13 protein-coding genes are annotated in these 13,815 nt (G+C 71.2%); 2 read left to right on the top strand and 11 right to left on the bottom strand.

What is annotated here, in order from left to right:
* Positions 1 to 4: 4 nt before the first annotated feature.
* The 10 genes from ACIF9R_RS18715 to ACIF9R_RS18670 all read right to left on the bottom strand — a co-directional run bounded on the left by ACIF9R_RS18715 (position 5) and on the right by ACIF9R_RS18670 (position 12,394).
* The gene (locus ACIF9R_RS18715; RefSeq protein ID WP_399981045.1) at positions 5 to 1,342 is read right to left on the bottom strand and encodes a hypothetical protein; all 1,338 of its coding nucleotides are present in this window, start codon (positions 1,340 to 1,342) and stop codon (positions 5 to 7) included.
* A 126-nt stretch (positions 1,343 to 1,468) separates the two neighbouring features.
* Entirely contained in the window at positions 1,469 to 2,512 is a 1,044-nt protein-coding gene (locus ACIF9R_RS18710) for a glutamate ABC transporter substrate-binding protein (RefSeq protein ID WP_399981042.1), read from the bottom strand.
* Between the two features lie 53 nt (positions 2,513 to 2,565).
* On the bottom strand, positions 2,566 to 3,996 hold the full coding sequence (locus ACIF9R_RS18705) for a hypothetical protein (protein WP_399981040.1): 1,431 nt from the start codon (positions 3,994 to 3,996) through the stop codon (positions 2,566 to 2,568).
* Positions 3,997 to 4,405: 409 nt separating this feature from the next.
* Positions 4,406 to 5,377, bottom strand: a complete 972-nt coding sequence (locus tag ACIF9R_RS18700) for an N-acetylglucosamine kinase (RefSeq protein ID WP_399981037.1) — start codon at positions 5,375 to 5,377, stop codon at positions 4,406 to 4,408.
* Positions 5,368 to 6,633: a 6-phospho-beta-glucosidase gene (locus tag ACIF9R_RS18695; RefSeq protein ID WP_399981034.1), complete on the bottom strand. Its 1,266-nt coding sequence runs from the start codon at positions 6,631 to 6,633 to the stop codon at positions 5,368 to 5,370. The genes ACIF9R_RS18700 and ACIF9R_RS18695 overlap by 10 nt, the downstream gene beginning before the upstream one ends.
* Before the next feature lie 9 nt (positions 6,634 to 6,642).
* Positions 6,643 to 7,512, bottom strand: coding sequence for a carbohydrate ABC transporter permease (locus ACIF9R_RS18690; protein WP_399981032.1), 870 nt, complete (start codon positions 7,510 to 7,512; stop codon positions 6,643 to 6,645).
* Entirely contained in the window at positions 7,509 to 8,459 is a 951-nt protein-coding gene (locus tag ACIF9R_RS18685) for a carbohydrate ABC transporter permease (RefSeq protein ID WP_399981029.1), read from the bottom strand. The genes ACIF9R_RS18690 and ACIF9R_RS18685 overlap by 4 nt, the downstream gene beginning before the upstream one ends.
* A 6-nt stretch (positions 8,460 to 8,465) precedes the next feature.
* Complete coding sequence (locus ACIF9R_RS18680) at positions 8,466 to 9,803, bottom strand: ABC transporter substrate-binding protein (protein WP_399981026.1); 1,338 nt, start codon at positions 9,801 to 9,803, stop codon at positions 8,466 to 8,468.
* A gap of 60 nt (positions 9,804 to 9,863) precedes the next feature.
* Positions 9,864 to 11,081, bottom strand: coding sequence for an ROK family protein (locus tag ACIF9R_RS18675; protein WP_399981023.1), 1,218 nt, complete (start codon positions 11,079 to 11,081; stop codon positions 9,864 to 9,866).
* 227 nt (positions 11,082 to 11,308) lie between these two features.
* Positions 11,309 to 12,394: a mechanosensitive ion channel family protein gene (locus ACIF9R_RS18670; RefSeq protein ID WP_399981157.1), complete on the bottom strand. Its 1,086-nt coding sequence runs from the start codon at positions 12,392 to 12,394 to the stop codon at positions 11,309 to 11,311.
* 313 nt (positions 12,395 to 12,707) lie between these two features.
* On the opposite strand from ACIF9R_RS18670, the gene ACIF9R_RS18665 reads away from it, so the two are divergent.
* Positions 12,708 to 13,244: an HNH endonuclease gene (locus tag ACIF9R_RS18665; RefSeq protein WP_399981020.1), complete on the top strand. Its 537-nt coding sequence runs from the start codon at positions 12,708 to 12,710 to the stop codon at positions 13,242 to 13,244.
* Positions 13,245 to 13,346: 102 nt separating this feature from the next.
* The gene (locus ACIF9R_RS18660; protein ID WP_399981017.1) at positions 13,347 to 13,541 is read left to right on the top strand and encodes a DUF397 domain-containing protein; all 195 of its coding nucleotides are present in this window, start codon (positions 13,347 to 13,349) and stop codon (positions 13,539 to 13,541) included.
* Between the two features lie 78 nt (positions 13,542 to 13,619).
* Here ACIF9R_RS18660 and ACIF9R_RS18655 read toward each other — a convergent pair whose 3' ends face one another.
* Positions 13,620 to 13,784: a hypothetical protein gene (locus ACIF9R_RS18655; RefSeq protein ID WP_399981015.1), complete on the bottom strand. Its 165-nt coding sequence runs from the start codon at positions 13,782 to 13,784 to the stop codon at positions 13,620 to 13,622.
* Positions 13,785 to 13,815 lie beyond the last annotated feature (31 nt).

Raw genomic sequence — 13,815 nt, 5'->3', positions numbered from 1 at the left:
TCGCTCATGCGCCCGGCCCCCTCCGTTCGTCGGACACGCCCTGGCCCGGCACCCGCGGTGTGCCGCTCAGCAGTTCCGTCGCCGCGTGCTGGTAGCGCAGCACCGCCTGTTCGGCGACGCGCAGATCACAGGGCGCGCTCCACAGCATGCGGCGCGCCTTCTCGTACCGCTCCACCAGCTCGGGATCCTCGGCGAGGCCGTGCCGGGCCACCTTCGCCTTGTAGGCGTCCAGCCGCCCGCGCAGCTCCGCGCGGATTGCCAGCGGTGCCGTGACCGCCGTCAACGACTCACGGGCGCGCAGCAGTTCGTCCTCCGCCTTCTGCTCCAGGGACTCCAGGAGCGGGGACAGCCGGTGCCACTGGGCGTGCCTGCGGTATTCGGCGGCCGTCGACAACTGCTCCTGCAGCACCGTCGGCGGCCCGCTGACCACCGGCACCTCCGTCGCGGCGATCTTCGCCAGTACCTCGCCCCGCGCGGTGCGCGCCTCGGCGAGCGTACGGTCGGCGCGGGACAGCACGTCACGCAGCCTGATGATGCGCTGCTCGGCGTCCTGGCGGACCATCAGCACCGCGTCGATCTCGCGGCGTACGTCCTCCAGCGCGCGCGCCTCGCGGTCGTACACCGTCGTGTCCGGTCTTCCACCGCCCGGCGCCGAACTGCCCTCCGCGGGCTTCCAGTACGCCAGCGGGTCGGACACCACCTGCTCGCGCAGCCTCGTCAGCGTGCGGGTGATCCGCTCCAGGTCGTCGCCCGCCGGATGCTCACCCGGGCGAACCCCGACCGAGTGCGCGAGCCTGCTGGTGCGATGGAGCTCGGCGGCCAGCAGGTCGATCCGGGCCGGCAGCGCCGACCACACCGCGTCCGCGGCCACGATCATGTCCAGCGAGGTCGCGTACAGCTCGTTCATCCGGTCGACCAGGGTGGCGAGCGAGAAGCGTTCGCTGAGCCTTCCGGGGCGGCCGCCGTGCAGCGTGGGTGCGTTGGCCGTGGCCGACGCGCTGCCGGCCACCGTCACCGAGTCGCCGCGCAGCAGCTCCGTCAGCTCCACCAGGTCCTCGCGGCTGGACCAGCGGCGGCGGGAGCGGATGTCCCGGGCCGTGCGCAACGCGTCCGTGTACGCGTCGAAGTAGGTCCACAGCAGCGTGATCGACGCCTCCGTGGCCGTCCAGCGCTCCTGAGTGAGGCCGGTGAGCTGCGCGCCTTCCAGGAGTCGTCGGCCCGCGTGGTCCTGCAGGGCGAGGAGCGAGGTCTCGATCGCCTCGTGCTCCGCGCCGAGCCGCGCCAGCGCACGGTCCACCTCGTCCCGGTCCAGCACCGGCCCGGCGGGATCCGTGTCGGCCATCGATCACCTTTCGCTGCGGGGTTGTTGACGGTTGTGGGGGGAGGGAGAAGGTGTGCGGTCGGGTGTCAGGGTCCAGGTGTCGGGTGTCGGGTGTCGGGTGTCGGGTGTCGGGTGTCGGGTGTCGGGTCAGCTCCTGCGCAGGTACTCGGGGGCCGGTGGTGCCGACCGGGAGGAGTCTTCCCCGAGCGTGGCCGACAACCACCTGGTGTACGAGGACTGCCAGCCGTCCGCCGGGTCCGCACGGAAGTCCACCAGGATCCGGTTGACCCGGCGGACCAGATCGTCCGCCTCCTTCTTCATCGCCACGCCGTAGTACTCGGTCGTGAACGCCTCGCCCTTGAGCTCGACCGTGGGGTCCTGCGCGGCCTGGCTGGCCGCGAGCGCGCCGTCCGTGACCACCGCGTCCACCTCACCGAGCTGCAGCCGCACCAGGCAGTCCAGCTGGTTGGGGACCGTCGTGCGGATGTCGGCGGAGGCCGGGAGCCGGCCCGTCTTCTGGTCCGCCTCCAGCGTCGAGTACGCCGTCGAGCCGGCCGCCGTGCATATCTCCTGGTCCGCCAGGGTCGCGTCGTACCCCTCGACCGGTGAGGACTTCGGGGCGAGGACCTGCTGGCCCGTCTTGAAGTACGGCGCGGAGAACGCCACGTCCTGGATGCGGGCGCAGTTGATCGTCATCGTGCGGACGACCATGTCGACCCGGCCGTCCTTGATCGCCGGGATGCGCTGGTCGGTCGGGATCGCCTTGAACTGGACCGCGTCCGGGTCGCCGAGTATGTCCTCGGCGATGCGGTGCACCAGATCGATGTCGAAGCCCTCGAGCTTCCCGCCCTCACCGCTGTTGGGGTCCCGGTAGCCCCAGCGGTAGCTGTTCTGGTCCACCCCGACGATCAGCTTGCGCTTCTCGCCCTGACGGTTCTTGATCGCCGCGATCGTCGGGCCGTCGGCGGCGTCGGGGGGCAGGGTCTGCTTCTCCGGGTCCACGCACTCCTCGTCGGCCCGGACGGCTTCGGCGTGGGAGACGGACTGGCCGGTCGTCGATGCCGGGTTGCGGCCCTGGGAACCGGTGCAGGTGAGGAGGAGGGCGAAGACCAGCGCCAGGACGCAGGCCGTCGCCATCGCGCCCACCCCGCCCCAGCCCTTCAGGCGGGTCCGCGGGCCCTGTGCGGTCATCTTCGGCGCCCCCTTCTGCCCGGTCGCCCCCCTCGGGTCCGGCATGTGCGCGTTCATCGGTACTCCGACAGCCTGCGGCCGATGCCCAGTACGGCACCGGCCGCGCCCAGCATCGCGAGCAGCGCCGCGCCGAGCGGCAGGCCCGTCAGCGCGTCCCGGCCGGTGCCGGCCGCCTGCTCGAACTCCGTCTTCTCGTGCGCCAGCGCCGTCGCCAGGTTCTTGTCGACGCTGTCGAAACACTCGCCCGTCGCGCCCTCGGCGCCGATCACCATGTCCAGCGCCTGCTGGTAGTTGCCGTTCTCGTCCTGCTCACGCGCGGCCGCGTGACGCTTCTTCCACTCGGTCATGTTGCTCACCGCCGCGGTGACCGGCTTCGCACCGCCGGCGTCGTCCGCGAGCCGCCCGGCCTGGGCCAGCCCCTTCGCGAGGGTGTCCATGTCGCGTCCGAAGTCGTAGTCGTACGCGTCGTACGTCTCCTCGCCCACCGTCGTCGTCTCCGCGCCGCGGGCCACCAGGGTGAGGTTCTCGTTGCCCCTGGCCTTCAGCGAGGCGATACGCGCGTCGTGCAGGACGCCGAGCGAGCGGACGCCGTGGTCGTAGGAGTCGTTCAGGTTCGAGCGGGCGAGGGTGTGACCGGCCGTCAGCCAGAGCAGGACGACCGCCGCTGTCGCCGTGGCCGCCACCAGGCCGTGGTTGAGCACGCGGTGGGTGCGCAGGTAGTGGCGGCGCTGGGCCCAGGCGAGGGCGGCGAGGACGGCGAGACCGAGGGCTATCGCGGGCCACGGGTAGGGGGTCGCGTCCGCGTAGTCCGAGCGGAGCCGCTGGTTCTCCGTGGTGTAGAGCTCCTCCGCCCGCGGGAGCATCTCCTTCTGCATCTTCTCGTTCGCGTACCGCAGGTAGGCGCCGCCCACGGGGAAGCCCTGGCGGTTGTACGTGCGGGCGCGTTCCACCAGGCCCTTGTACTCCGGGAGCAGACGGTTGAGCTCGGTGATCGTCCGTGCGGAGGAGGAACCGGGGTCCGAGTTGGCCGCGGCGTTGACGAGTTTGGCGGCGGCCGTGCGGATGTCGTTCTCGTACCGGTCCCTGGAAGCGGCGGTCTCCTGACCGCCCGCCAGGAAGCCGCTGGACGCCGCGGTGTTCGCGTCCGCGAGGGAGCGGTAGATGTCGGCGGCGTCCGACGTGAGGGGCTGGCTGCTGGTGAGGACGTCGTCGGCGGCCGCGGCCCGGTCGGTCATCTGCCAGGCCGTCACGGCGCCGAACGCGAGGACGAGGGCGGCCAGGACCGCGCCGATGGCACGGAGCCGGCCGGGTTCCGTGGTGGCGGCCTTGCGCAGGCGGTCCACGCCTTCGGCGAAGGCGGTACGGCGTGCGGCGGGAGGCGGAGGGGGAGAGGGCGTGATCGGAGTGCGCTGGGCTGGTACCGCCGGCAGCGTGGGCGGCGCGGCGGTGCCCGGTGGTGCCGCGCCGTTCGGCGTGTGTGTCACTTGACCTCCCCCATGGTCACCCCTCCGCGGCAAGTATCGCGGTCAGGACCGACATATGCACCGGCCTTGGCACGATCTTGATCCGATTGCATCCCGATTGCCGCTGATCCGCCCCGCCTTGCCCCTGCCCACGAACACGCCCACGAATTCAGTTCGGTTCCGGTCGGGATGCGGGCAGTCGTGCCGTACTTTCCGCCCTCGGCGGGCGCTGCGCCCCGCGACCGCCGCTCCCGCTCCGGCTCCCGCTCCGGCTCCGGCTCCCGCTCCCGCTCCCGCGGGCAGTCGTGCCGCTGGGGCGGCACGGGTGGGCGCGACGGCACCCCGCAAGCGCCGGGCTGCGCAGACACCCCCCGCCCGGCACCAACGCCGGGGCACCCGTCAAGCACCGAGCCGCCCAACCCCCCGCCCGTCAGCCCGCGTAATACGCGCGCAAGCGCGCCCGCGCGTCCGCCCCCGCCGACAACCGGTCCAGCCCCAGCAGCCCCGCCCCCAGCACCGGACTCTCGGTTACCACCCGGGCCACCGCCTTCGGCGCCCGCTCGGCGAGCAGGCCGTGGATCGCGTCGTTCAGCAGCGGATGCCGCGCCGCCAGCACACCCCCGCCCAGCACCACGGGCGTCTCCTCGTCCAGCAGGGACAGTCGCGTCAGCGCGACGACCGCCATCGTCACGATCTCCTCGGCCTGCCGGGCGACGATCGCCCGCGCGACCCCGTCCCCCTCCGCCGCCGTGGCGAAGAGGACCGGAGTCAGCTCATGCCGTCGGGCGGGCGGTACGTGTTCGAGGTGCAGCGCCTCGATCAGCTCGGGCATGCCGGAGAGCCCGAAGTGCGCCGGCAGCGCGACCGCCAGGGCCGTCGGTGTCCCGCGACCGTCCGACGCGCGGGCGGCGTGCCAGAGCGCCTCCTCCGCCAGCGCCCAACCCCCGCCCCAGTCACCGGAGATGCGCCCGATCGCCGGAAAGCGGGCGGTGCGCCCGTCGGGACGCATGCCCACGCAGTTGATGCCCGCCCCGCAGACGACGGCCACGCCCCGCGGCTCCGTGACCCCCGCGCGCAGGATCGCGAACGTGTCGTTGCGCACCTCGACGGTCGAGCCCCAGCCGCACGCGGCCAGCGCCGCCGTCAGCTGTTCCTCCTCGACGGGGAGGTCGGCGTTGGCCAGGCAGGCCGAGACGTGGGAGACGGCCGGGGTTCCGGCGGCGGTGAGGGCCCGGGTGACGGTCCCGGTGAGGGTGCTCATCGCCGTGTCCAGACCCACGGCGGGGGGACGGAAGCCCTCCCCCCGGGCCGTCGCCAGCACCGTTCCGTCGGATCCGATCACCGCCACGTCCGTCTTGCTGTTGCCCGCGTCGATGGCGAGGACGCCTGCGGTCAGGCCCACGTGAGGTGCTCCCGGTTGTGTGCGATCAGGTCGTCGGTGAGGCGGTCGGCGTACTCGTACTGGGCGATCAGGGGGTGGGCGAGGAGGGCGCGGAAGACCCGGTCCCGGGTGCCGTGCAGGGCCGCCTCCAGGGCCAGGTTCTCGTAGGCCGTGACGTCGGCGGTCAGGCCCGCGAAGAGAGGGTCCACGGGGGCGACCGGGAGCGGGTTCGCGCCCTTCGGGCCCACCGCCGCCTGGACCTCGACGACCGCGTCGTCGGGGAGGAAGGGGAGGGTGCCGTTGTTGTACGTGTTGACCACCTGGTGCGGGGATCCCGCGCCGCGGAGCAGGGCCGCCGCCAGGTCCACCGCCGCCTCGGAGTAGTAGGCGCCGCCGCGCTGGGACAGCAGGGCCGGCTTCTCGGCGAGGGCCGGGTCCGCGTACAGGGCGAGGAGGCGGCGTTCCATGTCGCCCACCTCGGCGGCCCGGGAGGGCTTGGTGCGCTGTTCCCGTACGACCTCGTCGTGCGTGTAGAAGTAGCGCAGGTAGTAGGACGGGACGACGCCCAGACGGTCCAGCAGCGGGCGGGGCAGGCGGAGGTCGGCGGCGATCGTGTCGCCGTGCGCGGAGAGGAGGTGGGGGAGGACGTCCTCGCCGTCCGGGCCGCCCCGTCGTACCGCCGTCTCCCAGGTGAGGTGGTTCAGGCCCACGTGGTCCAGGTGGATGCCGGAGGGGTCGGTGTCCAGGAGTGCCGCGAACTTGCGCTGGAGGCCGATGGCCACGTTGCACAGGCCCAGCGCCTTGTGGCCGGCCTGGAGCAGGGCCCGGGTGACGATGCCCACCGGGTTGGTGAAGTCGATGATCCAGGCGTCGGGGTTGGCCCTGCGGACCCGCTCGGCGATGTCCAGGACGACGGGGACGGTGCGCAGCGCCTTGGCGAGTCCGCCGGCGCCGGTGGTCTCCTGGCCGACGCAGCCGCAGTCCAGGGGCCAGGTCTCGTCCTGTTGGCGGGCCGCCTGGCCGCCCACCCGGAGCTGCAGGAGGACCGCGTCCGCGCCGTCCACCGCCGCGTCCAGGTCGGTGGTGGTGGTGATCCGGCCGGGGTGGCCCTGACGGGCGAAGATGCGGCGGGACAGGGCGCCGATCAGGTCGAGCCGGTCCGTCGCCGGGTCGGTGAGGACCAGTTCGGTGAGGGGGAGGGTGTCCCTCAGACGGGCGAAGCCGTCGACGAGTTCGGGGGTGTAGGTCGAGCCTCCGCCGACCACGGTGAGTTTCATGTCTTTCTGCTATCCCTTCACTCCGGTGAGGGTGACGCCCTCGACGAACGCCTTCTGGGCGAAGAAGAACACGAGGATCACGGGGGCCATGACGAGCACCGTCGCCGCCATGGTGAGGTTCCAGTCGGTGTGGTGGGCGCCCTTGAACGACTCCAGACCGTAGGAGAGGGTCCACGCGCTTGGGTTCTCCGACGCGTAGATCTGCGGTCCGAAGTAGTCGTTCCAGGCGTAGAAGAACTGGAAGAGGGCCACGGCGGCGATGCCCGGTCTGGCCATGGGGAGCACGACGGTGAGGAGCGTGCGCAGTTCGCCGCAGCCGTCGACGCGGGCCGCGTCCAGGTACTCGTCGGGGATGGTGAGGAGGAACTGGCGCAGCAGGAAGATCGAGAAGGCGTCGCCGAACGCCATCGGGACGATCAGTGGCCAGAGGGTGCCGGAGAGGTCCAGTTGCTTCGCCCAGAACAGGTACATCGGGATGACGACCACCTGCGGCGGCAGCATCATCATCGAGATCACCAGCATGACCGAGAGATTCCGGCCCCGGAAGCGGAACTTGGCGAGCGCGTAGGCGACGGGCAGGGACGACACCACCGTGAGGACGGTGCCGAGGCCGGCGTAGAGCAGGGTGTTGCGCCACCAGGTGAGGAAGCCGGGGGTGTTCCACACCGTGCGGTAGTTGTCCCACACCCAGGTGTCCGGGACCAGGTCGCGGGTGAGGGCCTGCTGGTCGGACATGAGGGAGGTCAGGACCACGAAGAGGAACGGCAGCGTGAAGAAGAGCGCGGCCGCCACGCCGAGGGCGTGCACCCCGATCCATTCCAGCGTGGCGGTGCGCCGTGCGGGCCGTGCTGCCGCCGGCGTGTCCGGTGGCCGGGTCATCGGTCACCTGCCTGGATCAGGCCGCCGCGGCGGCGCATCAGCAGGGCCGTGCAGGCCATCGACAGGGCGAAGAGGACCAGGGCCACCACGCAGGCCGCGCCGTAGTCGAAGCGCTGGAAGCCGAGGTTGTAGACGAGTTGGGGGAGGGTGAGGGTCGACTTGTCCGGGTAGCCCGGCTCGAACTGCTGGCCGGAGCCGCCGATGACTCCCGAGGCGACCTTCCCCGCCACCAGGGGCTGTGTGTAGTACTGCATCGTCTGGATCACGCCCGTGACCACGGCGAACAGGACGATGGGGGAGATGCTGGGGAGGGTGACGAAGCGGAAGCGCTGCCAGGGGGACGCCCCATCCAGTGCCGCGGCCTCGTACTGCTCCTTCGGGACGTCCAGCAGGGCGGCCATGAAGATGACCATCAGGTCGCCCACGCCCCACAGGGCGAGTGCGGTCAGGGCCGGCTTGGACCAGGTGGCGTCCGTGAACCAGCCCGGGGCCGGCAGACCCAGTTGCTCCAGTACGGAGTTGACCGGGCCCGTGCCGGGGTTGAGGAGGAAGACGAAGGCCAGGGTCGCCGCCACCGGCGGGGCGAGATAGGGGAGGTAGAAGAGGGTGCGGAAGGCGCCCGTGGCCGTTCTGATCTTCGTGATGAGCAGGCCGACGCCCAGGCCGAACACCACCCGGCAGGTCACCATCACCAGGACCAGCCAGAGGGTGTTGCGCAGGGCGGGCCAGAACAGCGGATAGTCCTGGAAGACGTAGGTCCAGTTGCCCAGGCCCCGGAACTCCGGGACGCCGAAGCCGTCGTACTTCATCAGGGAGAAGTACAGGGTGGAGATGAGCGGATAGGCGAAGAAGACGCCGAAGCCGATGATCCAGGGGGAGAGGAAGGCGAGCGTTCTCAGCGTCGAGGCGCGGCGCTTCGCGCGGAGTGTGTGCGTGGGCGCGGTCATCGGGGGCTACTTCGCCTGCTCGATGTCCCGGTCGATCTGTTCGGCGGTCTTCCTCAGGCCCGCCTTGAGGTCCTTGACCTTTCCGGACTCGTACCGGAAGCCGAAGTCCTGGAGCGTCGTCTGGTACGTCGAGCCGTTGACGGAGGCCGGCGGGGTGTTGGACTCGGGGTGCTGGGCGATGTCCAGGAAGGTTCTGAAGGCGGGGTCCGTCTTCAGGTCGGGGGACTTCAGGGCCTCGAAGGTGGAGGGAACGTTGCGGATGGCGTTGGCGAAGGAGACGACCGCCTCGGTGTCGGTCGTCATGTACTTCACCAGCTCCCACGCGGCGTTCTGCTTCCTGCTCTGCGGGGCGATGCCCATGATCGTGCCGGAGAGGAACCCCTTGCCGTACTCGTCCACCTCGTCGTCGGCGACTGGGAGCGGCGCGGTGCCGATCTCGAAGTCCACGCCGGCGTCCTTCGCCATGCCGAGCCGCCACTCGCCGTCGAGCTGCATGGCCACCTGGCCGGTGTGGAAGGGGTGTTCGGCGCCCCACTCGTCGCCGAAGGTGTTGCGGTACTTCTCCAGCTTCGCGAAGCCGCCGAGGTCGTCCACGAGCTTCTTCTGGTACGTGAACATCTCGGCGAACGCCGGGTCCTCGGCGATGTTCGACGCGCCGTCGGCATCGAAGTAGGCGTGGTCCCACTGGGACATGTAGTGGTCGACGACGGTCTCGTAGCCGTGGTAGTTCGGCATGAAGCCGAGTTGCTCGTAGGTGCCGCCCTTCGGCCGGGTGAGCTTCTTGGCCGTCTCGGCGAACTCCGACCAGGTCTTGGGGGGTTCGGTGATGCCTGCCGCCTCGAAGGCGTCCTTGTTGTAGTAGAGGCCGTAGGCGTCGCCGAGCAGGGGGAGGGCGCAGCGGGTGCCCTCGAACTGGGTGTAGTCCAGCATCGGTTCCGGGATCGTCGCCTCGAGGTCGAGCTTCGACTTCTCGATGAAGGGCTTCAGGTCCAGGAAGGCGCCCGAGGAGCAGAATTTTCCGATGTTGGACGTGGTGAACGAGGAGACCACGTCGGGACCCTTCGAACCGCCCGCGCGCAGGGCCTGGTTGAGCTTGTCGTCGTTGATGTTGCCGACGACCTTCACCTTGATGTGGGGGTGGGCCTTCTCGAAGCGGTCCACGTTCTCCTGGACCGCCTTCACCTCGGCGGGTGCGCTCCAGCCGTGCCAGAAGGTGAGGGTCGTATCGGCGTTCGGGTCGTCCGTGGCGCCGGCTTCGGACTGGCCGGTGCAGGCGGTGGTGAGGAGGGCGAGGGAGGCCGTGGCGGCCAGCGTGAACGTCGCTTTTCTGGATATTCCGGGCATGACAATGCTCCCTGGGGCAGGGGTGGGAGGGGGAAGGGGGGAAGGGGGGAACGGGGCGGGCTAGCGGGAGGTGTCGAAGACCTCGTCGCGGGTGGTCGCCAGCGCGCTCTCCAGCGCGCCGCGCAGCACGGGGTGTTCACGGACGTCGCCCACGACGAGGCGGGGGCGCGGGGCGGCCAGCTCTTCCAGTTCGTCCTGGATCAGGGCGCGCAGCACCTCGCCGCCGGAGGTGAGGGCGGTGCCGCTCAGGACGACGAGTTCGGGGTCGAGGACGGAGACCAGGGAGGCGAGACCGGTGGCCAGGCGGGTGGCGTAGGTCTGGAGGAAGCGGTGGTGGGGGGTGCCGTCGAGGGGGGAGGTCGCCGCGCGTTCGAGGAGGGCGGCCGCCGTCTCGGTGTAGGGGCCCTGCGGGATGTCCGTGACGCCCAGCTCGCGGGCGATTCCCGGGACGGCCTGGGCGCCGGCCAGCTCCTGGAAGCCGCCGCTGTTGGCCCTGGTGACCTGACGGACCAGGGGCGCGCCCGGCACCGGCAGGAAGCCGACCTCGCCTGCGCCGCCGGTCCAGCCCCGGTGCAGCCGGCCGCCGAGTACCAGGGCGGCACCCAGGCCCTCCTGGTTCCACAGCAGGACGAAGTCGGTGTGGTCGCGGGCCGCGCCGAGACGCTGCTCGGCCAGGGCGACCAGGTTGACGTCGTTCTCGTACTCGAACGGCATCGGCAGCGCGGCGGCCAGTTCGCCGAGCAGCGTGGGGGAGTGCCAGCCGGGGAGGTGGGAGGCGTAGCGCAGCCGCCCGGTGTTCGGGTCGAAGGCGCCCGGAGTTCCTATCACCAGGCGGTGGATGTCGGAGCGGGACAGTCCCGCCGCCTTCACCGCGCCGTCCAGGGCGTCGGTGACCTGCTGGACGACGGAGGTCGCCGGGCGGCGGCCGGGGGTGGGCAGCTCGTAGTGGCCGACCGTGCGGCCGGTGATGTCGGCGACGGCGGCGCGTATGCGCTGGGGCGTGACGTCGAGCCCGGCCGCGTGGGCGGCGGCCGGGTTGACCTCGTACAGCTGGGCGCTGGGGCCGGGGCGGCCCTCGGTGGTGCCGGTGGCGAGGACCAGTCCGGCCGCTTCCAGGCGGGCCAGGAGCTGGGAGGCGGTCGGCTTGGACAGGCCGGTGAGCTTGCCGATCCGGGTGCGGGACAGCGGCCCGTGCTCCAGCAGGAGGTCCAGGGCGGTGCGGTCGTTCATGGCGCGCAGCACACGCGGGGTGCCCGGCGTACCGGCGGTTCCTGCCATGGGTGCGACACCTGCCCTTCTTCGACTGCCCAGCTTCTCAGCGGCCGCCGCGGGACGTCCATCCGGGCGGGTCCGCACCGACCGGGCGTCCGACCCCGATCATTGTTAGGAAAGTTTCCTGTCGGATGGGGAGGAACGTAAGCCCGGCGTGAACGAGGCGTCAAGAGGGGGCACGGGAAAGGGCGGCACCCGGTCGGTTCCGGGTGCCGCCCTCCAGGAGCCGGCGGTTACTTCGTGATGTTGGGCGGGGGCAGCGGGGACGCGGCCAGCGACTGCGGGGAGAGCGAACTCGCGTAGGCGGACGGGGCCGCCATCCCGGCCGTCGGGTCGGCGGCCGGCGCGTCCTCCACCGCCGTGGCGCCTCCGACGATACGGATCCCGGTCGCGTCGAAGGCGCGCTTGATGCGCCAGCGCAGCTCCCGCTCCACGGTCAGGGACTTGCCCGGCATGGTCTTCGCCGAGACGCGGAACACCATCGACTCCAGCAGTACGGAGTCCAGGCCGAGCACCTCGACCGGGCTCCACAGGAGCTCGTTCCAGGGCTCCTCCTTGCTGGTCCGCTCGGCGACCTCGATCAGCGTGGCCTTCACCCGGTCCAGGTCCTCGTCGGAGCGGACCGTGACGTCCACATGGGCGGTCGCCCAGCCCTGGGACAGATTGCCGATGCGCTTGATCTCGCCGTTGCGGACGTACCAGATCTCACCGTTGTCGCCGCGCAGCTTGGTCACCCGCAGCCCGACCTCGATCACCTCGCCGGAGGCCACGCCCGCGTCGACCGAGTCGCCGACGCCGTACTGGTCCTCCAGGATCATGAAGACGCCGGAGAGGAAGTCCGTCACCAGGTTGCGCGCGCCGAAGCCGATCGCCACACCCGCGACACCGGCCGAGGCGAGCAGCGGGGCCAGGTTGATCTGGAAGGTGCCGAGGATCATCAGCGCGGCCGTGCCCAGGATCAGGAAGGACGTCACCGAGCGCAGCACCGAGCCGATCGCCTGCGAGCGCTGACGGCGCCGCTCGGCGTTGACCAGCAGACCGCCGAGCGCGGTGCTGTCCACCGCCTGGCCGGTCCGGGACATCCGGTCGATCAGCTTGGTGATCGCCCGCCGCACCACGACTCTCAGCACCACCGCGATCACCAGGATCAGCAGGACCCTGAGCCCGATCGCGAGCCATGTCGACCAGTTCTCCTCGACCCAGCCGGCGGCGTTGGTGGCGCTCTCGTGGGCATCCTGGAGCGAGGGCACCACAGGGGTCACGGACTCCGAGGGCGTCGGCGACGGATCGGCGGCCGACAGGACGGCGGACAAGGACACGGCGGGTACCTCCAGGTGCACGGTCTGCCCCGGTGCGGCGGTCACGTCGGGCACGGTCACGATCGGGCCACCGGACGGGCAGAACCACCACACTAACGGGGCATTGTGAGGGGATCGGCCCGATGTGTGAAGAAGAGACCGTCCTCACCCACGCGTGAACAGGCCATGATCCTGGGGATGCATCGGGATGTGGTCGAAAACACTCTCAGCCCGTTACCGGGACATGGTGGCGCTTCCACCAGGCATGAGGGGAAACTGACTACGGATCGTCCCGGCGCGAGCCACGCGCCGCCGGCGTACAAGGAGGCCATCCGTGCCGCATGTCCTGGTCCTCAACGCGTCGTACGAGCCGCTCGGCGTCGTACCGCTCCGCCGCGCGCTCGTGCTCGTCCTCGAGAACAAGGCAGTCTGCCTGGAGGAGACCGGCGCCTATCTGCACAGCGCGACCGTCACTGTCGCCGCGCCCAGCGTGGTCCGGCTCAAGCGTTTCGTCCGGGTTCCCTACCGGGGGCCCGTTCCCCTCACCCGCCGGGCACTGTTCGCCCGTGACGGGGGCCGGTGCATGTACTGCGGTGGCGTCGCAACCAGCGTCGACCACGTCATCCCGCGCAGCCGAGGGGGCAAGCACGTCTGGGACAACGTGGTGGCGTCCTGCCGCCGCTGCAACCACATGAAGGCCGACCGTCACCTGATCGAGCTGGGCTGGCGCCTGCGCCACAAACCCGCCCCGCCCACCGGCCTGGCCTGGCGCATCATCGGCACCGGCCACCGGGACCCACGCTGGCTGCCGTACCTCCAGCCGTACGGCGCGGACGACGCGATGGCCCGGATCGACGGCATCTCGGCCTGAGGCCGTGCCCGGGGGCTGTGTGCTTCCTGCGGTGAGGGCTCGGCTCCGGGGTGCTGCGGACAGTCGTGAACACTTCGGCGTCAGGTGCGAGGACATGCATTGATGAACGGCTTCGACTTCGTGAAGTCCAGCTACAGCAGCGGAAGCGGCGAGTGCGTGGAGGTCGCCCTCAACGTCTCGGAAACCGTCGCCGTCCGTGACTCCAAGAACTCCGGCGGCGGCCCGATACTCCGCCTCACGCCGCAGGCGTGGGCGCGGTTCACGGAGGTGTGGGGGCGGCTGCCTGCTCGGAGGTGACCGCAGTGCCACGGTCACTGGTGCGGCAAGCGACCCGGCGGGGGGCCGCCGGGCCCGGCTCCACACCCCGAGGCGACCTCACACGTACCGTGGCTTCCCCGGCCGTACCGAGCGGCGCAGCAGGGGCAGGGCCGTCGCCGTGGCCGGGAGGCAGGCGACGTAGACAGTGAGTGGGACCAGGAGCGCCGCCCACGGCCAGGAGCCCGACCCGGTGAGAGCGGCGTAGCCGACGCCGACCACCATGCCGCCGACTCGGCGGTGCCCGCGTCACCAC

The organism is Streptomyces sp. NPDC086080 (genome assembly GCF_044540255.1).
GTDB lineage: Bacteria > Actinomycetota > Actinomycetes > Streptomycetales > Streptomycetaceae > Streptomyces.
The sequence above is the reverse complement of the archived record's forward strand: the minus strand, read 5'-3'. Positions and strand labels throughout refer to the sequence as shown.